20 protein-coding genes are annotated in these 24,288 nt (G+C 57.0%); 11 read left to right on the forward strand and 9 right to left on the reverse strand.

Annotated features, from left to right (window positions below; genetic code table 11):
- Positions 1-31: 31 nt before the first annotated feature.
- On the reverse strand, positions 32-379 hold the full coding sequence (locus tag K5Y30_RS03175) for a helix-turn-helix domain-containing protein (protein WP_008110158.1): 348 nt from the start codon (positions 377-379) through the stop codon (positions 32-34).
- Between the two features lie 293 nt (positions 380-672).
- Here K5Y30_RS03175 and K5Y30_RS03180 point away from each other — a divergent pair, with 293 nt between their 5' ends.
- The gene (locus K5Y30_RS03180) at positions 673-1,827 is read left to right on the forward strand and encodes an efflux RND transporter periplasmic adaptor subunit (protein WP_222210486.1); all 1,155 of its coding nucleotides are present in this window, start codon (positions 673-675) and stop codon (positions 1,825-1,827) included.
- Between the two features lie 18 nt (positions 1,828-1,845).
- Positions 1,846-4,998 carry a multidrug efflux RND transporter permease subunit OqxB gene (gene oqxB / locus K5Y30_RS03185; protein ID WP_110866070.1) on the forward strand — a complete coding sequence of 1,051 codons (3,153 nt, stop codon included), beginning with the start codon at positions 1,846-1,848 and terminating at the stop codon, positions 4,996-4,998.
- A 111-nt stretch (positions 4,999-5,109) separates the two neighbouring features.
- On the opposite strand, the gene K5Y30_RS03190 is transcribed toward oqxB, so the two are convergent.
- On the reverse strand, positions 5,110-5,595 hold the full coding sequence (locus tag K5Y30_RS03190; protein WP_008110154.1) for an Rrf2 family transcriptional regulator: 486 nt from the start codon (positions 5,593-5,595) through the stop codon (positions 5,110-5,112).
- Between the two features lie 158 nt (positions 5,596-5,753).
- Positions 5,754-6,950: an MFS transporter gene (locus tag K5Y30_RS03195; protein ID WP_222210487.1), complete on the reverse strand. Its 1,197-nt coding sequence runs from the start codon at positions 6,948-6,950 to the stop codon at positions 5,754-5,756.
- A 157-nt stretch (positions 6,951-7,107) separates the two neighbouring features.
- Here K5Y30_RS03195 and tus point away from each other — a divergent pair, with 157 nt between their 5' ends.
- The 4 genes from tus to K5Y30_RS03215 all read left to right on the forward strand — a co-directional run bounded on the left by tus (position 7,108) and on the right by K5Y30_RS03215 (position 9,936).
- On the forward strand, positions 7,108-8,037 hold the full coding sequence (gene tus / locus K5Y30_RS03200; RefSeq protein ID WP_222210488.1) for a DNA replication terminus site-binding protein: 930 nt from the start codon (positions 7,108-7,110) through the stop codon (positions 8,035-8,037).
- Positions 8,038-8,130: 93 nt separating this feature from the next.
- Positions 8,131-8,694 (forward strand): fasciclin domain-containing protein, encoded by a 564-nt coding sequence (locus K5Y30_RS03205; RefSeq protein WP_222210489.1) that lies wholly within the window; start codon positions 8,131-8,133, stop codon positions 8,692-8,694.
- Positions 8,695-8,737: 43 nt separating this feature from the next.
- Entirely contained in the window at positions 8,738-9,292 is a 555-nt protein-coding gene (locus tag K5Y30_RS03210) for a sigma-70 family RNA polymerase sigma factor (RefSeq protein ID WP_222210490.1), read from the forward strand.
- The gene (locus K5Y30_RS03215; RefSeq protein ID WP_222181931.1) at positions 9,289-9,936 is read left to right on the forward strand and encodes an anti-sigma factor domain-containing protein; all 648 of its coding nucleotides are present in this window, start codon (positions 9,289-9,291) and stop codon (positions 9,934-9,936) included. The genes K5Y30_RS03210 and K5Y30_RS03215 overlap by 4 nt, the downstream gene beginning before the upstream one ends.
- Positions 9,937-9,980: 44 nt before the next feature.
- Here the strand turns inward: K5Y30_RS03215 and fumC are convergent, their stop codons facing one another.
- Positions 9,981-11,378, reverse strand: a complete 1,398-nt coding sequence (fumC, locus tag K5Y30_RS03220; protein ID WP_101764505.1) for a class II fumarate hydratase — start codon at positions 11,376-11,378, stop codon at positions 9,981-9,983.
- Positions 11,379-11,575: 197 nt separating this feature from the next.
- On the opposite strand from fumC, the gene manA reads away from it, so the two are divergent.
- The gene (gene manA / locus K5Y30_RS03225) at positions 11,576-12,751 is read left to right on the forward strand and encodes a mannose-6-phosphate isomerase (RefSeq protein WP_222210491.1); all 1,176 of its coding nucleotides are present in this window, start codon (positions 11,576-11,578) and stop codon (positions 12,749-12,751) included.
- A 132-nt stretch (positions 12,752-12,883) separates the two neighbouring features.
- Positions 12,884-14,383: a YdgA family protein gene (locus K5Y30_RS03230; RefSeq protein WP_222210492.1), complete on the forward strand. Its 1,500-nt coding sequence runs from the start codon at positions 12,884-12,886 to the stop codon at positions 14,381-14,383.
- Positions 14,384-14,409: 26 nt separating this feature from the next.
- On the opposite strand, the gene malI is transcribed toward K5Y30_RS03230, so the two are convergent.
- Positions 14,410-15,438 carry a Mal regulon transcriptional regulator MalI gene (malI, locus tag K5Y30_RS03235; RefSeq protein ID WP_222210493.1) on the reverse strand — a complete coding sequence of 343 codons (1,029 nt, stop codon included), beginning with the start codon at positions 15,436-15,438 and terminating at the stop codon, positions 14,410-14,412.
- Between the two features lie 174 nt (positions 15,439-15,612).
- On the opposite strand from malI, the gene malX reads away from it, so the two are divergent.
- The 3 genes from malX (at position 15,613) to add (ending at position 19,494) form a co-directional block, all read left to right on the forward strand.
- Entirely contained in the window at positions 15,613-17,199 is a 1,587-nt protein-coding gene (gene malX, locus K5Y30_RS03240) for a maltose/glucose-specific PTS transporter subunit IIBC (RefSeq protein ID WP_222210494.1), read from the forward strand.
- Positions 17,199-18,377 (forward strand): MalY/PatB family protein, encoded by a 1,179-nt coding sequence (locus tag K5Y30_RS03245; RefSeq protein WP_222210495.1) that lies wholly within the window; start codon positions 17,199-17,201, stop codon positions 18,375-18,377. Before malX ends, K5Y30_RS03245 begins: the two co-directional genes overlap by 1 nt.
- Positions 18,378-18,495: 118 nt before the next feature.
- Positions 18,496-19,494: an adenosine deaminase gene (add, locus tag K5Y30_RS03250; protein ID WP_222210496.1), complete on the forward strand. Its 999-nt coding sequence runs from the start codon at positions 18,496-18,498 to the stop codon at positions 19,492-19,494.
- 65 nt (positions 19,495-19,559) lie between these two features.
- On the opposite strand, the gene K5Y30_RS03255 is transcribed toward add, so the two are convergent.
- The 4 genes from K5Y30_RS03255 to araG form a co-directional block, all read right to left on the reverse strand.
- A complete protein-coding gene (locus tag K5Y30_RS03255; RefSeq protein WP_061720150.1) occupies positions 19,560-20,600 on the reverse strand; it encodes an oxidoreductase in 1,041 nt (346 codons plus the stop codon).
- Between the two features lie 77 nt (positions 20,601-20,677).
- On the reverse strand, positions 20,678-21,595 hold the full coding sequence (gene araC / locus K5Y30_RS03260; RefSeq protein ID WP_008110234.1) for an arabinose operon transcriptional regulator AraC: 918 nt from the start codon (positions 21,593-21,595) through the stop codon (positions 20,678-20,680).
- Between the two features lie 67 nt (positions 21,596-21,662).
- A complete protein-coding gene (araH, locus tag K5Y30_RS03265; protein ID WP_008110235.1) occupies positions 21,663-22,649 on the reverse strand; it encodes an L-arabinose ABC transporter permease AraH in 987 nt (328 codons plus the stop codon).
- A 17-nt stretch (positions 22,650-22,666) separates the two neighbouring features.
- Positions 22,667-24,187 carry an L-arabinose ABC transporter ATP-binding protein AraG gene (araG, locus tag K5Y30_RS03270; RefSeq protein ID WP_192411919.1) on the reverse strand — a complete coding sequence of 507 codons (1,521 nt, stop codon included), beginning with the start codon at positions 24,185-24,187 and terminating at the stop codon, positions 22,667-22,669.
- Positions 24,188-24,288 lie beyond the last annotated feature (101 nt).

The following is a 24,288-nucleotide window of genomic DNA, read 5'->3' on the forward strand; positions in this document are numbered from 1 at the left end:
CGCGGGCCAGCAAAGCTGGCCCTGGCGGGGTTTACTGCATCGCGCTGGCGGATGGCGCGGCGTGACGACGCCATGCTCCCGGCGCTACGCCATACTGGCGTTTAAAGCTGCGGTTAAACGACTGCTGCGAGTCGAAACCGAGTGAAATCGCCACGTTAAGAATCGGTTCATTGCTGGTGGTCAAGCGATCCGCTGACTTCTTCAGCTTCTTCTCACGAATGTATTCGCCCAGAGGCAAACCCGTGTGCTCTTTGAACATACGCTGCAGGTGCCATTTCGAATAACCGGCGCGCCCCGCTACGGTATCCAGATCCAGACGCGTTTCAATATTGTTGTCAATCCAGTCGATCAAATCGTGAATAAATGCGGTGGTCATCATCTCGTTTTCTCCGGTCGCCGTTGCGAACAGTATCAGTATCAGTTGCAATTACACTTTAAGGTTGAACGACTATGCCAGTTAATGCAAGTTTTATTATTGCATTAAATGCCGCACTGCGCGTAGGGGCTTTGATCTTTCTGCAACGTAATGATCAAAACCGCACATAAAGTGTATCAGATATTCTTGCAGATGCAGTTTGAGCAAGCCTACACTCGTGGCGTTTTAATGCAATCATAAAAGTTGCAGATTTTTCGTACGTCTCCTTTCTTTTTCACCAATGCGGAATAACAACAATGCATCTGCAAACATATAGGGTTCAATGGGCGGTAAGCCTGTCAGGAGTGATGTTGCTGGGAAGCCTGCTGGCCGGTTGCGATCGCGGGGTAGAGCAAAACGCCCCACCGCCGCCGCCCGAAGTAAGTGTCGCGCAGGTGGTAGAGCAGAAAGTCAGCCAATGGGATAGCTTCAATGGCCGTTTCGAAGCGGTGCAGAGCGTGCAGCTGCGGCCGCGCGTTTCGGGCTATATCGATCAGGTTAATTATCGCGAAGGCGATGAGGTGAAAAAAGGTCAGGTGCTGTTCACCATTGACGATCGCACCTATCGCGCCACGCTCGAGCAGGCGCAGGCCGAACTCGCCAACGCGCGCAGCCAGGCCACGCTGGCCCGCAGTGAATCGGCGCGTACCGATAAATTGATCGGCACCAATGTCGTGTCACGCGAAGAGTGGGAACAGCGTCGTTCGGCGGCTAATCAGGCGCAGGCCAGCGTGCTGTCGGCGCAGGCGGCGGTGGATATGGCGCAGCTGAATCTCGATTTCACCCGCGTTATCGCGCCGATTGAAGGTCGCGCCAGCCGCGCGATGATCACCACCGGCAACTTAGTTACCGCCGGTGACAGCGCCAGCGTGCTGACCACGTTGGTGTCGCAGGATCGCATGTACGTCTACTTCGACGTCGACGAAGCCACCTATCTGCATTATCAGGCGATGGCGCGTAAAGGCGAAAATCGCGGATCGCTGCCGGTGGAAGTGGCGTTGACCGGCGAAGAGGGTTTTCCGCATCGCGGCACCGTGGATTTTCTTGATAACCAGCTGACCGCCAGCACCGGCACCATCCGCATGCGCGCTTCGCTGGATAATCAGCAGCGTCAGTTCACGCCGGGCCTGTTTGCGCGCGTGCGCCTGCCGGGCCGCGCCGACTTCACCGCGCTGTTAATCGACGATAAAGCCGTGCTCACCGATCAGGATCGTAAGTACGTTTACGTGGTCGATGCGCAAGGTAAAGCCCAGCGCCGCGATATTCAGGCCGGTGATTTAGCCGATGGTCTGCGCATTGTGCAGCAAGGCCTGAAGCCTGGCGACAAGGTGATCGTTAACGGCTTGCAGAAAGTCTTTATGCCTGGCATGCCGGTGACCGCCCAACCGGTGGCGATGCGCTCCGCTCAATAACCTTCGAGACTGCCTTTTATGGATTTCTCCCGCTTTTTTATCGACCGACCGATTTTCGCCGCGGTGCTGTCGATTTTGATCTTTACCACCGGATTGATCGCCATTCCGCTGCTGCCGATCAGTGAATATCCCAACGTGGTGCCACCGAGCGTGCAGGTGCGCGCGGAATATCCCGGCGCCAACCCCAAAGTGATTGCAGATTCCGTGGCGACGCCGCTGGAAGAAGCCATCAACGGGGTGGAAAACATGATGTACATGAAATCCGTGGCGGGTTCCGATGGCGTGCTGGTCACCACCGTGACCTTCCGTCCGGGCACCGATCCGGATCAGGCGCAGGTTCAGGTGCAGAACCGCGTGGCGCAGGCAGAAGCGCGTCTGCCGGAAGAGGTGCGACAACTTGGCCTCACCACGCAGAAGATGTCGCCGACGCTGACGCTGGTGGTGCACATGTTCTCGCCGCACGGCAAGTACGATTCCCTCTATCTGCGTAACTACGCCACCCTGAAGGTGAAGGATGAACTGGCGCGCCTGCCAGGCGTCGGTCAAATTCAGATCTTCGGTGCCGGTGAATACGCGATGCGCGTCTGGCTCGATCCCAATAAGGTGGCGGCACGTGGTTTGACCGCCTCCGATGTGGTCAGCGCGATGCAGGAGCAGAACGTGCAGGTGTCTGCCGGCCAGCTTGGCGCGGAGCCGCTGAAGAAACAGAGCGATTTTCTGCTGTCGATCAACACCCAGGGTCGTCTTGAGAGCGAAGAGCAGTTCGGCAATATCATCCTGAAAACCGCCGACGACGGCACGCTGGTGCGCCTGCGTGACGTGGCGCGCATCGAGATGGGTTCTGGCAGCTACGCGCTGCGTTCACAGCTCAACAACAAAGATGCGGTCGGCATCGGTATCTTCCAGGCGCCGGGCGCCAACGCCATCGATCTGTCAAATGCGGTGCGCGACAAAATGGCCGAACTGGCCACCCGTTTCCCGGACGATGTGCAGTGGGCCGCGCCGTACGACCCAACGGTATTCGTGCGTGACTCGATCCGTGCCGTGGTGCAAACGCTGTTCGAAGCGATTGTGCTGGTGGTGCTGGTGGTGATTCTGTTCCTGCAAACCTGGCGCGCCTCGATTATCCCGCTACTGGCGGTGCCGGTTTCGGTGGTCGGTACCTTCAGCATCCTTTATCTGCTCGGCTTCTCGCTCAATACCTTAAGTTTGTTTGGGCTGGTGTTGGCGATCGGTATCGTGGTGGATGACGCCATTGTCGTGGTGGAGAACGTCGAACGTAATATCGAGCAAGGTTTGTCGCCGACGGCGGCGGCGCATCAGGCGATGCGGGAAGTGTCCGGGCCGATTATCGCCATCGCGCTGGTGCTGTGTGCGGTGTTCGTGCCGATGGCGTTCCTGTCCGGCGTGACCGGTCAATTCTATAAGCAGTTTGCGGTGACGATTGCCATTTCAACGGTGATCTCCGCCATCAACTCGCTGACGCTGTCACCGGCGCTGGCGGCGCTGCTGCTGAAGCCACATGATGCCGCAAAGGATATGCCGACGCGCATTATCGATCGCCTGCTCGGCTGGCTGTTCCGTCCGTTCAACCGCTTCTTCCAGCGCAGTTCGGATGGCTATGAATCGCTGGTGGGTAAAACCTTGCGTCGTCGTGGCGCGGTGTTCGGCGTCTACGTGCTGCTGCTGGCCGGTGCGGGCTTTATGTTCCATACCGTGCCGGGCGGCTTTATTCCGACGCAGGACAAGCTCTACCTGATTGGCGGCGTGAAGATGCCGGAAGGTTCGTCGCTGGCGCGTACCGATGAAGTGATTCGCAAGATGAGCGAGATCGGCATGAACACCGAAGGCGTGGCTTATTCGGTCGCCTTCCCCGGTTTGAACGCGTTGCAGTTCACCAACACGCCGAATACCGGCACGGTGTTCTTCGGTTTGAAGCCGTTCAGTGAACGTACGCGCACCGCCGCGGAAATTAATGCTGAGATCAACGCTAAGATCTCGAAAATCCAGCAAGGTTTTGGCTTCTCGATTATGCCCCCGCCGATTTTAGGTCTGGGACAAGGTTCGGGTTATTCGCTGTATGTGCAGGATCGCGCGGGGCTCGGTTACGGTGCGCTGCAAACCGCCATCAACACCATGACCGGTGCGGTGTTGCAGACGCCGGGCATGATGTTCCCGATTTCATCCTACCAGGCCAACGTGCCGCAGCTGGATGTGCAGGTGGATCGGGATAAAGCCAAAGCGCAAGGCGTGTCGCTGACCGAACTGTTCAGCACGCTGCAAACCTATCTGGGATCGTCGTACGTCAACGATTTCAATAAGTTTGGTCGCACCTGGCGCGTGATGGCGCAGGCGGACGGCGATTTCCGCGATAGCGTGCAGGATATCGGTAACCTGCGTACCCGCAACGATCGCGGCGAAATGGTGCCGATTGGCAGCATGGTGAATATCACCACCACGTACGGCCCGGATCCGGTGATTCGCTATAACGGCTATCCGGCGGCGGACCTGATTGGTGATGCCGATCCGCGCGTGCTCTCTTCGGCGCAGGCGATGCAGAAGCTGGAGGAGATGTCGACGCAGGTGCTGCCGAACGGCATGAACATTGAATGGACCGACCTGAGCTATCAGCAATCAACGCAGGGCAATACCGCGCTGATCGTCTTCCCGGTCGCGGTCCTACTCGCATTCCTGGTGCTGGCGGCGCTGTATGAAAGCTGGACGCTACCGCTGGCGGTGATCCTGATTGTGCCGGTAACCATGCTCTCGGCCCTGGTCGGCGTGTGGCTGACCGGTGGCGATAACAACGTGTTTGTGCAGGTTGGGCTGGTAGTGCTGATGGGACTGGCGTGTAAGAACGCGATTCTTATCGTCGAGTTTGCGCGCGAGCTGGAGATGCAAGGCAAGAGCATTGTCGATGCAGCGCTGGAAGCCTGTCGTCTGCGTCTGCGTCCGATCGTTATGACCTCGATTGCCTTTATCGCCGGTACCATCCCGCTGATTCTTGGCGAAGGTGCGGGCGCAGAAGTGCGCGGCGTAACCGGGATTACCGTGTTCTCCGGCATGTTGGGCGTGACGCTGTTTGGCCTGTTCCTGACGCCGGTGTTCTATGTGACGCTGCGTAAGCTGGTGACGCGCAAGCAACCACAGGCTGAAGTGCAAACGGTGTAAGGGTTTTAGGTGAAATGAACAATCCGGGCCAAGTGCCCGGATTTTTTTGCGTGCAGATTGAGGCAATAAAAAAGGGCGTCATGAATGACGCCCTTACGGATGAGAGTGGTTTTAGCGGCCTTTTTTACACAGGTCGGCGAGTTCGAGATCGGGCAACTCTTCGCAGTTGCTGGTGTCGTTATGCTTCAGTTCGGCCAGCGCGTCCGCTACGGTGCGGGTTTCCAGCACTTTCAGCGACGCTTCTTCAGCCTCTTCAGCAATCGATTTGAAATACCAACACAGGTTGGCACTGACCAGACAACGCGGTGCCACGTCGGGACGTGACGCCCAGAGTTTTTTATCTTCAATCACAGAAGTATAAATGTCGCGCAGTGTGATTTCGGCGGCCGGGCGACCCAGATGAATGGAACCGGTGCGGCCAAGCGTTGAGACGATGATGCCGTCACGCGTGAGCGGTACCATAAGTTTCCGAATGAAACTGGGGTTCGCTTCAAGACCATACGCCAATATGGCACTGGTCGAGCGTTTGCCCAGTTGCTCCGCCATCGCTACGCTCAAAACCATCTGCAAAGCTGTCGGGAAGCGGTAATCAAGCATTTCAATATCCTGAGTTGCGGTTATCTTGTTGTTTTTATGCCGCGACAGTGAGTAATCAATGAGCAATAAATATAACAAACACTGTTGCTTTTTAGAAGTCAACGTCCGTGATCCAGGCACGTATTCCCCATTAAATCGGGCAGAAGCGCACAGGCTGCTTAGTTTATCACTCCCCTTTCCGACTGTGGGCTGGCCTGCGGCAATTTCTGCTGCAAAAGCATCACCAACAGCACGTTTATCAACGCCAGAACGGATAACAACCACAGCGTGGCGCTGGCACCGAGGTGCTGAAATACATAGCCGCCAACCAATGGCGTCAAGGCCTGACCGATTAAGGCGGGACGCGCCATGCGCCCCACCACAATCGCGTAGGCCTCTGGTTTGACCATCACCAGCGGTAAAGTTCCCCGCACAATAGCACGCAAACCATTTCCGGCACCGTACAGCACCATGCTGAGCACCGCAAACTGCGGATAACACGCCAGCAGTAGCAAGCCAAGCGCCACCAATCCCACCGAGAAAAAGGTGGTCCAGATCGGGTGGCCGCGCTTAAAGGCGATATCCACGATGCGCGAACCCACCTGACACGGACCGAGAATCGCGCTGATAGCCAGCGCCGACGCCAGCGTGTGGCCGCTGGCCTGCAGCAAGGTGATCAGCTGCACCGAAATCGCCGTCATGATCACCGATGCGAGGGTGAAAATGCTGCACAGCAGCCAAAACAGCGTGGGTGCCAGTTCGTTGCCCTGCGCGGTTGGTTTTGCTTTGGCGGCGATTTTGCCTTCTGGCGCGGGCAGCGCATAGAGATAGGCGGGCAACACGGAAACACATAACAGTCCGGCGATGGCAAAACAGGCGCTGCGCCAATCCAGCCAGTGAATCAGCAGCGCGGTGCCCGGCCACACGATGGTGGTACAGAAACCGGAGATCAGCGTGATGCAGGTAATCGCGCCGCGCGCCTGGCCGCCATAGAGCGTGCCGAGCGTGGCAAACAGCGCATCGTACAGGCCCATCGCCATACCCACGCCGATAATCAGCCAGGCAAACAGAAACAGCGGCAGATTATGGCTCAATCCCATGATCACCAGACCGAGCGCCATCACCACTCCGCTCGCCGCCAGCAATGCACGGCCATAGGAGCGGGAAATCAGTCGCCCACTCAGCGGCGCCAGCAAACCGGAAATCAGCATGCCAAGCGATAGCGCGCCATACACCCATTGTTGCGACCAGCCGGTTTCCGCCACGATCGGATTGGCCATCACCGCCATCAAATAGAAGGATCCGCCCCACGACAGGATTTGTACTACGCCAAGCGTAACTATGGCGGCGGCAGGTGGCTTTGGCTGAGGCTTCACAACATTATTCCGTTAGCAGGCAAAGCATTGTTATAACACGTTCAACCCGCTGGAAAAATCTCGTCTTTCCCTGCTTAACAAAATCCCAGCGCTACGCTGGCAGACCGGCGCCCAAGTCAGTACACTGAAAAGTATGTTGTAACTATGGAGGCGTTATATGGCTCGTTATGATTTGGTTGCCGATCTGCACGACTGCGTTAACGCGCTGGAGGCGGGTTTGGGCGCGTTACGTCAACACATTGAGCAGCAACCACTACTGATTGCGCGCGTGTTCAGCCTGCCGGAAATTGAGAAAGGCCGCGAACATGATGAAATTGAACGCATCGCGGTGACACAGCATCTTGGCAAAACGGCACGCGACATGGCGCTGACGCATTACTGCCGCCTGTTTATGCAGCATCAATCGGAAAAGCTCAGCACCAAAGCCGCCGTGCGCTTGCCGGGCGCGATTTGCATTGAAGCCGATGACGATGTGCATGCGCAGATTACACAGCAAGTTGCCGAGATTAATACGCTGAAGCAGCGGCTGGAACAGCTGATTACTGTGGAATCGGGCTTGCCGAGCGAGGCGCGCTTTGAGTTCGTCCACCAGCATCTACGCGGGTTAATTACGCTTAACGCCTACCGCAGCGTGACCATGCTCAACGCGCCGGACAGTTTGCGCTTTGGCTGGGCGAATAAAAACATCATTAAAAATGTCACGCGTGATGCGGTGGTAGAACAGCTGGAGCGCAGCCTGAAAGCCAATCGCGCGCAGGCACCGTGGACGCGTGAACAGTGGGCGGAGAAAGTTCAGCAAGAGCTGGAAGCGATCCTCGCGTTGCCAGCCGGTGCGAAGCTGAAAATCAAGCGTCCGGTGAAGGTGCAGCCGATTGCCCGCGTATGGCGCGCCAGCGAGAAGAAACAGGTGCAGCTTGCCTGCCCTTCTCCGCTGCTGGTGCTGTGCCGCGATCGCACGCAGGTGCCGATTCTGGGAGAACTGTTGAACTACGATGCCGATAACGTTGCCTGGCGTCATAAACCGCTGGCCGAGCCGCTGCATCTGATCATTCCGCGCCTGCATTTGTGGAGCGATCGGCTGGCGTAAAATTTATTTTTAAATCGCTGCATCCAATTCGCAGTCTGCTCTCGTATATCAGAGTGTGAGCAACTTCTTCGCTCCCTACTACGAGGATTTATGATGAAAAAGCTAATGGGCATTGCAGTCGTATCCAGCACTTTACTGTTCACCGCAGGCGCATTCGCCGCGATGGATAATGGCTCCGTGATGGTAGGCGGAGCGGCGATGTATCCTCAAAAAAACATCGTTGAAAACGCGCTGAACTCCAAAGATCACACCACGCTGGTTGCTGCCGTCAAAGCGGCGGGCTTGGTGGAAACCCTCGAAGGTAAAGGTCCGTTTACCGTCTTCGCGCCAACCAATGCGGCCTTCGCCAAGTTGCCAGCGGGCACCGTTGAAAGCCTGGTGAAACCGGAGAACAAAGCGAAGTTGACCAGCATCCTGACTTATCATGTGGTGGCGGGCAAATACGACATGAAAGCGCTGGAGATGAAAATCAAGCAAGGTGGCGGTCATGCCGAGCTGAAAACCGTCAACGGCCAACCGTTGTGGATTATGAATAATGGCCCGCACAATATTCAGCTGAAAGATGGTCAGGGTAACGTGGCGAATATCAGCACCTATGACGTCAATCAGAAAAATGGTGTGATTGATGTGATTGATACCGTCTTGATGCCTAAGTAATTGCCTATACTCGGATTGGGCATTTTAGCCAACCGGGAAGATGATGGATAACAGGCTTGCAGAACGGTTAGATAACTTATTGCCGGCGATCGCGAAAGGCGATCGCCGCGCGTTTGAGCAACTGTATCGACTCACTTCGCCGCATCTTTTCGCCCTTGCCCTGCGCATGCTGCGTCAGCAAGGTTGGGCGGAAGAGGTGCTGCACGATTGCTACCTCACCATCTGGAACCGCGCCGCTTCATACGATGCCGCCCTGAGCGCGCCGATGACGTGGATGACGCACATTGTGCGCAATCGCTGCATTGACGGGTTACGCAGCGGACAAGCGCGCCTGACGCTGGAGGCAGAAGAGTTTAGCGACCTGCTACAAATCACCAGCGAAGACGAACAGAATAACTGGCACGATCCTGCACAAGCCGATCGCCTGCGACACTGCATTGGTCATCTGAGCAGCGAACAGCAGCAAAGCATCACGCTCGCCTATTATCAGGGGATGTCACATAGTGATATTGCCGCCTGGCTGCAGCAGCCGGTTGGCTCGGTAAAAAGCTGGATTCGCCGCGCGCTGGAGCATCTGCGGGAGTGTGTGGGCCTATGAACGATAAATTACAACGCGATGATGCCTTAGCGGCCGAGTATGCGCTGGGCACCTTAAGCGGGCTGGCGCGTTTGCGCTTTGCACGCAGGTTACGTAACGAGCCTGCCCTTGCGGCCAACGTTGCGCGCTGGCAAACCATGCTGGCGGGCCTGGATAATCAACTTGCGCCGGTCACGCCGCCGGAAAAGGTGTGGAAGAAAATCACGCTGAGCTTACCGGAGAAAAGCGTGCCGCCGCCGCAACGCCGCTACGTGGGCTGGATGATGGCGGCCAGTATTGCGGCTATCGCGCTGGTGGCCTCAATCTTCCTGCAGCAACCGACGCTGACGCCGTTAACGGTATTAAGCGATGCGCAGCACCGCGAACAGTGGGTGCTCAGCGCCGATAGCAAGCTGGCGCAGCTGAGCCTGACGCCGTTACATCCGGCGGCGCTGACGGCCAGTAACAGCCTTGAACTCTGGGTGATTCCGGCGGGAAAAGCGCCGATTTCGCTCGGTTTAGTGGATAGTGAAAATGCCACGGAGATCGCGCTAAAAGATCCTGAGCTGGCGCGTTCCGGCATGATTGCCATCAGCCTTGAACCGCGCGGCGGCTCGCCAACCGGCCAGCCAACCGGTCCGGTGCTGTATAGCGGGCAGCTGTAAACGAAAAAGGCCGTTCATCTGAACGGCCTTAGTTTATTCAACAGCTATTGCTTCATGCTGCCAACCATTTCTTCCGGACGCACCCACTCATCGAACTGCTCTTCGGTCAGATAGCCCAGCTTCAGCGCTGAGCCTTTCAGCGTCAGGCCTTCTTTATGGGCTTTCTTGGCAATTTCCGCCGCTTTGTCGTAGCCGATATGGGTATTCAGCGCGGTCACCAGCATCAGCGATTCGTTCAGCAGCTGATCGATGCGCTCGCGTACCGGTTCAATGCCGATCGCGCAGTGGTGATTGAAGCTGTCCATGCCGTCGGCCAGCAGACGCACCGATTGCAGGAAGTTGTGGATCACCATCGGACGGAACACGTTGAGCTCAAAGTTGCCGGACGCGCCGCCAATGTTCACCGCCACGTCGTTGCCCATCACCTGACAACACAGCATGGTTAGCGCTTCGCACTGCGTGGGGTTCACTTTGCCTGGCATGATCGAGCTGCCTGGCTCATTTTCCGGGATCGCCAGTTCGCCAATGCCGCAACGCGGGCCAGAGGCCAGCCAGCGCACGTCGTTGGCAATTTTCATTAGCGAAGCTGCCAGGCCTTTCAGCGCACCGTGCGCGTGCACCAGCGCATCGCAGGTCGCCAGCGCCTCGAACTTGTTCGGCGCGGTGACAAACGGCTGTTTGGTCAAATCGGCCAGCGCTTTAGCGACGCGAACCGCGTATTCCGGATGGGTATTCAGGCCGGTCCCGACCGCGGTGCCGCCCAGCGCCAGCTCCGCTACGTGCGGAATACTGTTCTCAATGTGTTTGAGATTGTGCTCAAGCATCGCTACCCAGCCGGAGATCTCCTGACCCAGCGTCAGCGGTGTCGCATCCTGCAAGTGGGTACGACCAATCTTGACGATATCTTTGAAGGCGTCGGATTTTTCACTCAGCGTCTTTTTCAACACGTGAATCTGCGGAATCAGCTGCTCCCGCACGGCGATGACCGCGGCCACGTGCATGGCGGTGGGGAACACATCGTTGGAGCTTTGGCTTTTATTCACGTCGTCATTTGGGTGCACCAGACGCGACATGCCACGCTCGCCGCCAAGAATTTCACTGGCGCGGTTGGCCAGCACTTCATTCATGTTCATGTTGGTCTGGGTGCCGGAGCCGGTCTGCCAAATTGCCAGCGGAAACTCCTCGCTGTGCTTATCGGCCAGCACTTCGTCGGCGGCTTTGAGAATCGCCTGGGCACGATCGGCCGGAAGCAAGCCGAGATCCTGGTTCACCTGCGCCGCCGCGCGCTTGGTCAGCGCCAGCGCATGCACCAATGCCACGGGCATTTTCTCGGTTGAGATTTTGAAATGTTCCAGCGAACGCTGGGTTTGTGCGCCCCACAACTTATCTGCCGGTACTTCGATCGGTCCCATTGAGTCTTTTTCAATGCGATTGGCTGCCATGACTACGTCTCCTTAGCTCAGATTTTGAGGTTTCCGCTCTAAACGCCTTCCCGCGACGCCGTTGAGCGAGCAAGATTGTCACATACAAGAATTTAACATTATGCGAGCCTATCGCCTTTATTGCACTTGTTCGTGTATTTTCTATGGCACTTTCTGCTTTAATAAGCCTATTTACTTACGGTTATTAAGGGTAAACGATGCAAAAATTGAACAATTCGCTGCAAAATTACGCCTGGGGCAGCAAAACTGCGCTGACCGAACTCTATGGCATCGAAAATCCACAAGGCTTGCCGATGGCAGAACTGTGGATGGGCGCGCACCCGAAAAGCCCGTCTAACGTTGAGGTCAACGGCGAAGTGCGTTCGCTGCGTGAGGTAATTGACGCCGACAAAGTCGCCATGCTCGGCAAAGCGGTAGCTGAACGTTTCGGCGAGCTGCCGTTCCTGTTTAAAGTGCTGTGCGCCGATCAGCCGCTGTCGATTCAGGTACATCCCAGCAAAGCTGCTGCCGAACAAGGTTTTGCGCGTGAAAATGCCGCTGGCATTCCACTCAGCGCTGCCGAACGTAACTATAAAGACGCCAATCACAAGCCCGAGCTGGTGTATGCGCTGACGCCGTTCCAGGCGATGAACGGTTTCCGTGAGCTGCATGAAATTGTCTCGATGCTGGAACCGGTGGCCGGTGCGCATCCGCAAATCGCTCACTTCCTCGAAAACGCTAACGAAGGCAATCTGGCCAAACTGTTCGCCACGCTGCTTTCGTTGCAAGACGATGCCAAATCGCGCGCCATCGGCGTACTGAAATCGGCGCTCAACGCGCGTGAAGGCGAGCCGTGGCAGACGATCAAATCCATCGCCACGGATTATCCGGACGACAGCGGGCTGTTTTCGCCGCTGCTGCTCAATGTTATTACCCTGCAGCCGGGCGAAGCGATGTTCCTGTTTGCCGAAACGCCGCACGCCTACCTGAAAGGCGTGGCGCTGGAAGTTATGGCGAACTCCGATAACGTGCTGCGCGCCGGCCTGACGCCGAAGTTTATCGATATCCCGGAACTGCTGGCTAACCTGAAGTTCCAGGCAAAACCGGCCGCGACGCTGCTGACGCAGCCGCAGCGCGACGGCGAAACCCTGAACTTCCCGATTCCGGTTGAAGACTTTGCCTTTGCCATTCATGGGCTTTCCGCTGCGCCGCAAGCGCTGGCACAAAACAGCGCGGCCCTGCTGTTCTGCATTGAAGGTCAGGCGGTGATTGAGAAGTCCGGGCAACAGCTGGTGCTGAAGCCGGGTGAATCCTGCTTTGTGGCTGCCAATGAGTCGCCGGTGAACGCGGCAGGCACCGGACGTCTGGCGCGCGTGTTTAATACGCTCAACTGAGATCCGGCTGACGCTGCCAGCATTAACTGCTATTCTTTCAAACTATTAATTTAAAACGCCTGCGGGCGTTTTTCTTCACCCGTCGCGCACCGACCAGCGGCGTGCGGACGCAAGGATAAGGACGACACAGCGATGAAAAAGACCCAGGTTGCCGTAGGTGTAATTGTGGCGCTCGGCGTGATTTGGACTGGTGCTGCATGGTTTACCGGTAAACAACTGGAAAGCCACATGGATCAGATGTTGCAGAATGCCAATGCGCAGCTGAATGCTTACGCGCCGAACAGCCGACTGACGCTTAGCTATCAGGATTATCAGCGCGGTGTGTTCAGCAGCAAAACCAAGTTGGTGGTGCAAGCCAGCTCGCAAACCAATGACAACCCGCTGTTGAAGCCTGGTCAAAGCATCGTGCTGAACGAGACGATCGATCACGGTCCGTTCCCGTTCGCCCAGTTGAAGCGCGGCAGCCTGATCCCAAGTATGGCGTCCGTGCATACCGAGCTGGAAAACACCGATGCGGTGAAGAAACTGTTTGAACTGACCAACGGCAAATCGCTGGTTAACGCTGATACCCGCGTCGGCTACAGCGGTGCGACCAATACCGATCTCAACCTGCTGGCGGTGGATTACAACAATCCGCAGACCGGCGATCGTCTGGCCACTAATGGCGGTACGCTGAACATCAGCGCCGACAGCAAAGGTGACAAAGTCAGCCTCGACGGCGACTTCTCCAGCATCGCGGTAACCAGCAAAAACCAGGTTGAACTGCCGGTGCTGTTTACGCTGAATGGCCTGAAGCTGAGCGGCGATACTCACCTCAGCCCGGAAGGCGTGCGCGTTGGCGATCAATCGATCTCTCTGGATAAACTGGATGCCAGCATCAACGGCCAGGAAGGTTTGTCGCTGGAGAAGCTGAAAACCACCTCGTCCTTTGACAATAAAGAAGGCAAGATTGGTGGGCAGCTGGATGTCGATGTTGACAAGATTACCCTGCAGAAGCAGCCGTTTGGTGAAGCTAAGCTGGCGATGAAGTTTGCGCAGTTTGATGCGCAGGCGGTGAAAGCCTTCTCCGATACTTACAACGCGCAGATGCAGGATCTGCTTAACCAGCCGGGCGTGGCGGAAGATCCGATTCGCTATCAGGCCAGCGTGCAAACCATTCTGCGTAATAACCTGCCAACGCTGTTGAAAGGCTCGCCAACGCTGAGCATCGCGCCGCTGAGCTGGAAAAATGATAAAGGTGAAAGCACCTTTAACCTGAACGTGGGCTTTAACGATCCGGCCACCGTGAGCGGCGAGGCGCAGAGTTTGGGTGCCGCAGTGGATCGCGTACTAAAAACCCTTGACGGCAAACTGGCGATCAATATGCCAATGGCGACCGAAACCATGCGTCATGTCGGTTTAGCGGAAGGTTATCAGGGCGACGATGCGCAGAAACTGGCGGATCAGCAGGTGAAAGGTTTAGCGGCAATGGGCCAGATGTTCCGCCTGACGCAGCAGCAGGATGATAACATCGTCACCAGCCTGCAGTACGGCAACGGCCAGGTCACCATGAATGGCGACAAGATGACGCTGGAGCAGTTCCTGTCACGCTATATGCTGGGCGCACCAACCAGCGAAGGTATGCCAGAGTAATTCATGGGGCGGCCAACTGGCCGCCCTTACACTTCGCCGCGCATTAGCTGCGGCGGCACAATCAAACTCTGAATCTCCGCTTCCGGCTGCGCCAGCCGTTGCAACATCCGCTCCGCCGCCCTTCTCCCCACATCACGCGCTTCACTACTGACAAAGGTCATGGTGGGATCGTGCAGCTCCCGCTGCGGATCGTCGTTAAAGCCCACCAGCGCCAGCTGCTGCGTGTAGTAGCTATCCACCGCGCCTTCACCAAAGGTTCGCCCACAGCGTAACGCGCCAAAATAGCAGCCGAGCGCGGTGCTGCCGTTATGCGCCAGAATCGCGGTGATGCCGGGATGTTGACGCAACAACTGCAGCGTTAACGCTGACACGCTTTGCTGGCGATCGTCGCACTCGATAATCCAGTCGGACCGGAACGATAAGCCGTATTGCAGCAAGGTGGCGCAATAGCCGCCAATCCGCTCGGCGCGCGTCAGTGACGATCCCAAACCGCCCATCCAGGCGATGCGCTGATGTCCCTGTCGAATCAGATACTCCGTTGCCATGCGCGCCGCCTGGCTGTTATCGGGCCGCAGTGAGTCGACATTGTCGAGGCTGCTGGCGCGCGAAGCGCAAACCAACGCGATGTTTTGCTCCTGCGCCTGCGGCACTAGCGTTTCTGCTTGCGCCGCCGCGCCGCCAAGCACAATGCCTTCTGCGCCCTGCGCCACCAGCGTGTCAAAACAGCGTTTAAGGTGTCGTCCGTGCTGACCGCTTTGTGTCAGCACCAGCACTTTGCCCTGCTGCTCCAGCACTTCACTGAGTCCGGCCGTCATCGCGGCATAAAAGGGCTGGCTGAGATCGCGCACGATCAGGCCGATCACGCCGCTTTCGCCGCCGCGCAAAATCGAGGCTGAGCGATTACGCACGTAGCCAAGCTGCTCAATCGCCTGATTGACGCGTGTGGCCGTAGCGGGCGAGATGCGCCCTTTGCCGGAGAGCACCAACGACACGGTAGAGACCGACACCCCGGCGACCAACGCCACATCATGAATAGTGGTTTTCTGCTGGGACATAGCGTTCCGTTACCAACGTCCAGATACAAAGAGATAAAACGTTACACTGATTGCACCAAAAATAAAGCCTGCAATTAGTCACTCTTTGTGATTATAGCCACAAAAATAAGCGGTAAAACGTTTTATCATCCTTGACCACATTGAAGCCTTTTACTTTTATTGCCAGGAGAATCTATGTCCGCCAGCCGCCCCAAAATGTCACTTTGGGAGTTTTTCCAAAGTCTGGGCAAAACCTTTATGTTGCCCGTCGCGCTGCTCTCTTTCTGCGGCATCCTGCTCGGCATCGGCAGTTCGTTAAGCAGTCGTGATGTCCTTACGCTTATCCCCGCGCTTAATCAGCCTTTCCTGCAATATCTGTTTATCTGGCTGGCGAAAATCGGCTCTTTTGCCTTTAGCTATCTGCCGGTGATGTTTGCCATTGCCATTCCGCTCGGTATGGCGCGCGAGAACAAAGGCGTCGCCGCCTTTGCCGGTTTTGTTGGCTACGCGGTGCTGAACCTGAGTATCAACTTCTGGCTCAACATCAATGGCATTCTGCCAACCACTGATGCGGCGGTGCTGAAAGCCAATAACGTACAAAACATCCTCGGCATTCAGTCCATCGACACCGGTATTCTCGGCGCGGTGATCGTCGGTATCGTGGTGTTCTGGTTACATGAGCGCTTCCACAACATTCGCCTGCCAGATGCGCTGGCGTTTTTCGGTGGGACGCGTTTTGTGCCGATCGTTACGGCGATGGCGATGGGCGTGCTGGGCCTGGTGGTTCCGCTGATTTGGCCATTCTTTGCACGCGCGATTACCGGCCTCGGCTGGGTGATTAACAGCGCCGGAGAATTTGGTCCGATGATCTTCGGTACTGGCGAACGTCTGCTTTTACCTTTCGGCTTGCAGCACATTCTGGTGGCAATCATCCGCTTTACCGATGCGGGCGGCACCATGGATGTGTGCGGCAAAAGTGTTAGCGGTGCGTTAACTATCTTCCAGGCGCAATTGGCCTGTGCAGATACCCACGGCTTCGCCGAGAGCGCCACGCGCTTCCTGTCGCAGGGTAAAATGCCAGCCTTCCTCGGGGGTTTGCCGGGTGCGGCATTGGCGATGTATCACTGCGCCCGTCCGGAAAACCGTCATAAAATTAAAGGCCTGCTGATTTCCGGCGTGGTGGCTTGCGTGGTGGGCGGTACCACTGAACCGCTGGAGTTCCTGTTCCTGTTCGTCGCGCCGGTGCTGTATTTGATCCACGCGCTGTTGACCGGCTTGGGCTTCACCGTGATGGCGATGCTGGGCGTCACCATCGGTAACACCGACGGCAACGTGATCGACTTCTTCGTCTTCGGCGTGCTGCACGGCCTCTCCACCAAATGGTATTGGGTGCCGGTGATTGCTGCGGTGTGGTTCGTGGGTTATTACGCCATCTTCCGCTTTGCTATCAGTCACTTCAACATCAAAACGCCAGGCCGCGAAGTGGAAACCAACAGCGTAGCGCAGCAGGTTAATCGCGCGGCTGTGGGCAAATCCGGCTTTAATACGCCAGCGATTCTGTCGGCGCTGGGCGGCGTGGAAAACATCGCCTCACTGGATAACTGCCTGACGCGTCTGCGCATTACCGTGGTCGATATGAGCAAGGTGGATGATGCAACACTGAAAGCCAACGGTGCGATTGGCGTGGTGCATGTTAATGCGACCAATCTGCAAGTGGTGATGGGCCCGCAGGTGCAGTCGGTCAAAGATGAGATGGCACACTTGATGAGCGCGACGGTGTAATGATGCAGGATTTCGCTTTCAATCAGGTGGTGGATCGCCGCGGTAGCTGGTGTACGCAGTGGGATTTCGTGGCCGATCGTTTCGGCGTGGCGGACTTGCTGCCCTTCACTATCTCCGATATGGATTTCGCCACCGCGCCATGCATCCTCGAGGCGCTGCAACAGCGCCTCGCACACGGTGTGTTTGGCTACAGCCGCTGGCAGCATGATGATTTTCTTTCTGCCATTCAACATTGGATGCGCAGCCGTTTCGCTACCGAAGTGGCGGCAGAATCGCTGGTTTATGGCCCGTCGGTGATTTATATGGTGGCACAGCTGTTGCGCCACTGGACGCAGCCGGATGATGAAGTGCTGATTCACACCCCCGCTTACGATGCGTTTTATAACACCATCAAAGGCAATCAGCGTCGCGTGCTGGAGCTGCCGCTGCAGCGCCACGCTAACGAATGGCTGTGTGACATGACGCAGCTGGAAAGTTTGCTGGCGCGTCCGTGCTGTAAAGTGATGCTGCTGTGCAGTCCGCACAATCCTAGCGGCAAAGTGTGGCGCGAAGATGAGCTGCGCCAGATGGCGGCGCTGTGTGAAAAGCATGGCGTGAAGGTGATCAGCGATGAAATTCATATGGATATGGTGCTGAGTGATGCGCAGCATACACCCTGGAGCCAGGTCGCGCAGTCCGCCTGGGCGCTGTTCACCTCGGCCTCCAAGAGCTTCAACATTCCGGCGCTGACCGGCGCGTGGGGCATCATCCCTGATGAGCACGATCGTCAGGCGTGGTTCCATGCGTTGAAGCAGAAGGATGGCTTATCCTCGCCAGCGGTAATGGCGCTTGCCGCTACCATCGCCGCTTATCGCGCGGGCGCGCCGTGGCTGGATGCGCTGCGCGCCCATTTGCGTGGCAACATGCAGCACATCGCGCAGCGCCTGAACACGGCGTTTCCGCAGCTTAACTGGCAACCGCCCGCCGCGACTTACCTGGCGTGGATCGATCTCAATCCGCTTGGCATTGACGAACAGGCGCTGCAACAGCGTCTGATTCATCAACACAAAGTGGCGATCATGCCGGGTTCGACCTACGGCGCGGCGAGTCGCGGTTATCTGCGTCTCAACGCCGGTTGCCCGCGCAGCAAACTGGATGATGGGCTGGATCGCCTGATTGCCGGGCTAAAATCGTTCTAAAATGCCACGGATGCTGATTAATTCAGCATCCGTTTTGCTGTTTGCGCAAATCGCTGGCGCTGTTGCGCAAGATGTTTTTATAATCCTCTGCACTTTATGAAACTTAAGCGAGTGCGCCATGATTGATCCAAAACTCCCCCTTACCGACATTCACCGCCACCTTGATGGCAATATCCGCGCACAAACCATTCTCGACTTAGGTCGTCAGCATAATCTTGCGCTGCCCGCTGAAACGCTTGATGCATTGCGTCCGCATGTGCAGGTCACGGCTAATGAACCGGATCTGGTGAGTTTCCTGCAGAAACTCGACTGGGGCGTGAAAGTGCTGGGCGATCTTGATGCCTGTCGTCGTATCGCGCTGGAAAACGTTGAAGATGCGGCGCGCGCTGGCATTCACTATGCGGAACTGCGCTTCTCACCGGGCTACATGGCGATGACGCATCAACTGCCGATTGCCGGCGTGGTTGAGGCGGTGATTGATGGTGTGCGCGCCGGCATTCAGCAATACGGCGTTGATGTGCGTCTAACCGGCATTATGAGCCGCACCTTTGGTGAAGAAGCTTGCCTGCGCGAGCTGGAAGCTTTGCTGGCACATCGCGAGGGCATCACCGCCGTCGATTTGGCTGGTGACGAGCTAGGCTTCCCAGGCAGCGAATTCCTCAGCCACTTTAATCGTGCGCGTGACGCCGGTTTCCGCATTACCGTTCACGCCGGTGAAGCTGCGGGCCCGGAAAGCATCTGGCAAGCGATTCGCGAGCTGGGCGCGGAGCGAATTGGTCACGGCGTGAAGGCGATTGAAGATCGCGCACTGATGGATTTCCTTGCTGAGCAGCGCATTGGTATTGAGTCGTGCCTGACCTCAAATATTCAGACCAGCACCGTATCGTCGCTGAGCAGCCATCCGCTGAAAACCTTCCTGCAGCATGGCATTCTCGCCACCATCAACACCGACGATCCGGCGGTTCAGGGTGTTGAGCTGGGACATGAGTATGAAGTGGCAGCACCACAAGCGGGATTGACGGCAGAAGAGATACGTCAGGCGCAGAATAATGGCGTGACCATCGCGTTCCTGAGTGATGCAGAGAAAGCCGCGCTGCGCGCGCGCGTAGCGGGATAAAAAAAGGTGCGCACATGCGCACCTTACATCGTAGGGTCGCCATTCATGGCGACCGCTTTACCCAATTAACGCAACGACAGGGTCTGGCGCTTCTCGGCGGACTGCAAGCCCAGCTCGATCAACTCCATCACCTGAATCGCCTCTTCTGCCTGCACCGGATTCGCACCTGTGCCTGCAATCGCATCACGAATGCCTGCATAGTACGCGGGATAGTTGCCTGGCAAGGTCAGCAGCTCTTTCTCCACCATCACGTCGCCTTCCGCCAGCGTCAGCGTGCCGTTGCGCATGTCGTAGCCCCAATCTTCCTGCGGCGGACGTTCACCCGCTTTTAGACGATCTTCCTGCGGATCCAGCCCATATTTCACGTAGCTGCCGCGCGTGCCGTGCACCACAAAACGTGCTGATTCCGCCGCCACCAGCATGCTGGCATGCAACACAACGCGACGCGTTGGATAGGTCAACACCGCATGGAAGTAATCGGTGGTTTGTGCGCCCGGACGCAGTTCAGCCATATCGACATTAATCGCGACCGGCGTGCCAAACAGCTGCAAAGCCTGATCCAGCACATGCGGTCCGAGATCGAACCAAATGCCGCTGCCTGCGCCTTTCATTTCACGCCAGCGCTGACGCACTTCCGGACGGAAACGGTCGAAGTGGGATTCGAAATAGCGTACTTCGCCCAGCGTGCCGTCGTTCAGCAGGGATTTCAGCGTCAGGAAATCGCTGTCCCAGCGACGGTTATGGAACACCGACAGCAGCAGACCTTTGGCTTTGGCCAGCGCATCCAGCTCACGTGCTTGTGACAACGTCACGGTAAACGGCTTATCCACCACAACGTGTTTACCGGCGTTGAGTGCCGCTTTGGCTAATGGGAAGTGGGTGTCATTCGGGGTTGGAATAACAATCAGTTGCAGTGTCGGGTCATCCAGCAGCGCTTGTGGATCGGAAACCACCTGCACTGACGGCCAGTCAGCATGCACTTTGCTGGCATCGCTGCTTGAGATCGCCGCCAGCTCAACATCCGGCGTACCGGCGATCAAGGGTGCATGAAAGGTTTTGCTGGCAAAACCGTAGCCGATAAGGCCGACACGTAATTTATCGCTCATTCTCATTCCTCTTGTTCGTTACCAGACTGATTTAAGACGAATCGGTCTATAAGAACAAGGCGGAATCACCTGAAAACTCAGGAAATAGCACTCCGTGCGGATTGCCAGCTCTCATGCGCCACCAAAGCATCCTGAGCATCCTGACTGCGGCGGCGGAAGTCGCTGGGGCTGACGCCAACGCGTTTGCGGAACACGCGCGAGAAGTAAAGTTGGTCATCGTAGCCCACTTCGCGCCCGACGGAAGCGATCGGTTCCTGGGTGGTTTGCAGCAGCAGTTTGGCGCGGATCACCCGCTGATCTTCGCGCCAGCGCAGCAGATTAATGCCCATTTGCTCGCGGAACAGATGCGCCAGCCGTGACGGCGACAGGCAAACATGGCGCGCCACTTCTTCAATTTTCACTTCACCCGCCAGATGATTGGTGACGTACTGACAAGCTTCAATCACGCGCGGATCGCGGATCTGTTGATGGCTGCGCGGATCCTCTTCCACCGCGCGCAGCAGCAAGCGCTCCAGCAGGTTCATCGCCAACTCTTCGGCGAAACGACGTCCGGAGTTATGTGTTTGCTCGATGCTGGCGAACAGGCGATCAAACTCGGCACGCTGCGCTTCTGACAGACGCAAGCGCCCCACGCCCTGACTTTCATCCTGCCACTGCAACCAATCGGTCCAGTAAGCGCGCGGGCGGAAATAGACCCAGCGATGGAACCAGCACGGACTGTCTGGCGCGCGGCCGTAATAGTGCGGCGTTTTCGGTTGAAACAGCAGCAGATCGCCCGGCTCGCAGTCGAAAGCGGATTCGCCATCAAACACGCGGCCCTGACCTTTGATGGTCAGATTAAGGATGTAACCTTTCATGCCGTGCGGACGATCGATAAAGAAATCGAGCGCGTCATTGGCATTGATCGGCGTTAAGCCTGCCACCAGCCAGGCATTGAACGCATAGCCCGGCAATAAGGGATTCTGCTGCTCACTCGGGGGTTCGCGATGATACATAATGCCCTCACTCTTCCGTTTCGCGGCGCTGAGCGCGCCCACTTACTGGCACGCTCAGCCTGGGTTATCAGGCGGCTTTACTTTTCTGTTTGTAGCGGTCAAAAATCACCGCCGCTAACAGTATCAAACCGCGCACTACATACTGTGAGAATGGCGAGATATTCAATAAATTCATCGCATTCTCAACCGTGCCCAGAATCAGCACGCCCGCCACCACATAAGAAATTTTGCCGATGCCGCCTTTCAGCGAGACGCCGCCCAGCACGCAAGCTGAAATCACAATCAGCTCGTATCCGAGCGAGGTCATGGGCTGGCCGCTGGTCATGCGCGACGCCAGAATGATGCCCGCCGCCGCCGACACTAAACCGGACAGAATGAAGATGATGATACGCGTGCGTACCACCGGCACGCCGGCCAGACGCGCTGCTTCTTCATTGCCGCCAATCGCCAGCGTGTTGCGACCAAAGGTGGTTTTGTTCAGCAGGAAACCGAACAGCACCATGGTAGCGATGGTGAGCCAAATCGGTGCCGGCACGCCGAGCCAGTTGGCGTAACCGAGGGTAAAGAAGCGCTCGTCTTCAATCCCCACCGCTTTACCGTCAGAAAAGATGTAAGCCAGGCCGCGCACAATCTGCATGGTGGCCAGCGTGGTGATCAGGGCGTTGATTTTCAGCCGCGCAATGACGAAGCCGTTGATAAAACCGGTGGCCATGCCGAGCAGCAAACCCGCCGCCACGCCAATCCACAGGCTTTCGGTCATGTTGATCACCACCGCGGTGACCACACCGGCGCAGGCAATCACCGACGCCACGGACAGATCAAAGTCGCCGGAAGCCAGGCAGAACAGCATGCCGCACGCCACCATGCCGGACATCGACATCGCCAGCCCGAGCCCTTTCATGTTGATGATAGAACCAAAGTTCGGCACGAAAATGGCACAAACGATAAACAGCAGTGCGAACACCACCAGCATGCCGAAGTTGTCCCAAATCCGCCCCAGTTGTAGCCCGTTGCGCTGCACCGGTGGCGTGTTGGAAGTGGTAGATGAAGCCATTATTGCTCTCCTTTACATCAGGCCACGGCGGCCGCTTGAGTGGTTTTCGGCATCGCCAGGCTCAGCGTCAGCTGCTCTGTGGCCGTGTCATGGGACAGTTCACCGGCAATGGAACCTTCACGCATCACCAGAATGCGGTCGGCTAATCCCATCACTTCCGGCAGATCGCTGGAGGCAAACAGCACCGCAATCCCCTTTTTCGCCAGTTGATAAATCAGGTTGTAGATTTCGTGTTTAGCACCGACGTCAATGCCGCGCGTCGGCTCATCGAGCAGGATTACGTTCATCTCTTCCGACAGCCAGCGGCCCAGAATCGCCTTCTGCTGGTTGCCACCGGAGAGGTTCATGATCAGCTGCTGCGGGCCTGGCGTTTTGATGTTGAGTGAACGAATGTGGATATCGGCGTTTTTCGCTTCCCAGCTCGGTTTGATCAGGCAACCAGCGGTGAGATTGTGGCGACGCGCGCTGATGTTGATGTTATCGCGCACCGAATGCACCGGAATGATGCCTTCAGATTTGCGATCTTCCGGGCACAGCATGATGCCGGCGCGGATGGCGTCGATCGGCTGGCGAATGTTGAGTTTTTTACCATCCAGCGTCACGCTGCCGCCGCGCAGTTTGGTGGCACCGAACAGCCCTTTCATCAGTTCACTGCGTCCCGCGCCCACTAAACCAAACAGGCCAACGATTTCACCGGCACGCACCGTCAACGAAATCGGCGTGCGCACGCCCTTTGCCTCCACCGCGTCCAGCTGCAGACGCACCGGGCCCAGTTCACGCGGCGCGTAACCATAAATATCCCCCAGATTGCGCCCCACCATCGCCTGCACCAAATCATCGTGATGGGTGTTTTTCATGTCGGTGAAGGTGCGCACGTAGCGGCCATCTTTAAACACGGTGATGGCATCGCTCAGGGCAAAAATCTCCTCCATGCGATGCGACACGTACAACACGGTGCGGCCCTGCTCGCGTAGCTGACGGATGACGCGGAACAAGTGATCAATTTCGCGCGCCGACAGCGAGCTGGTCGGTTCGTCAAAAGCGATGATGCGTGCGTTACGCGCCAGCGCTTTGGCGATCTCCACCATCTGCCATTGGCCGAGCGACAGATATTTCAGCGGCATGTCCGGATCGATATCCATGCCAAGATTTTGCAGCTGCAAACCGGCTTCATAGCGCAGCAGTTTGCGATTCACCAGGCCGCGCTTGTGCGGCAGCTGGCCGAGATAGATATTTTCCGCCACGCTCATTTCCGGCACCAGATGCAGTTCCTGGTAAATGATCGCCACGCCGGCATCCAGCGCATCCACGGTGGTGTTGAAACTCTTCGGCTGGCCTTTAATGCGGATCTCGCCGCCGCTGGGCTGGTAGCTACCGCTGAGGATCTTCAACAGCGTCGATTTACCGGCACCGTTCTCCCCCATCAGCGCGTGCACTTCGCCGGCACGGCAGCTGAATGAGATGTCCTGCAGCGCTTTCACGCCGGGAAAGGTTTTGCTGATGCCATGAAACGACAGAAAGGCTTGATCTATGTTCATGGTGACTCCTCTAAGCCTTCATGCTTCGCACTGTAACTGCGTTGGCTGCGTGAACTTACCCCGGTCACTTACAAAAGTAAGCTCCTGGGGATAAGTGCACT

It is taken from the genome of Pantoea sp. DY-5, from assembly GCF_019795955.1.
GTDB lineage: Bacteria > Pseudomonadota > Gammaproteobacteria > Enterobacterales > Enterobacteriaceae > Pantoea > Pantoea leporis.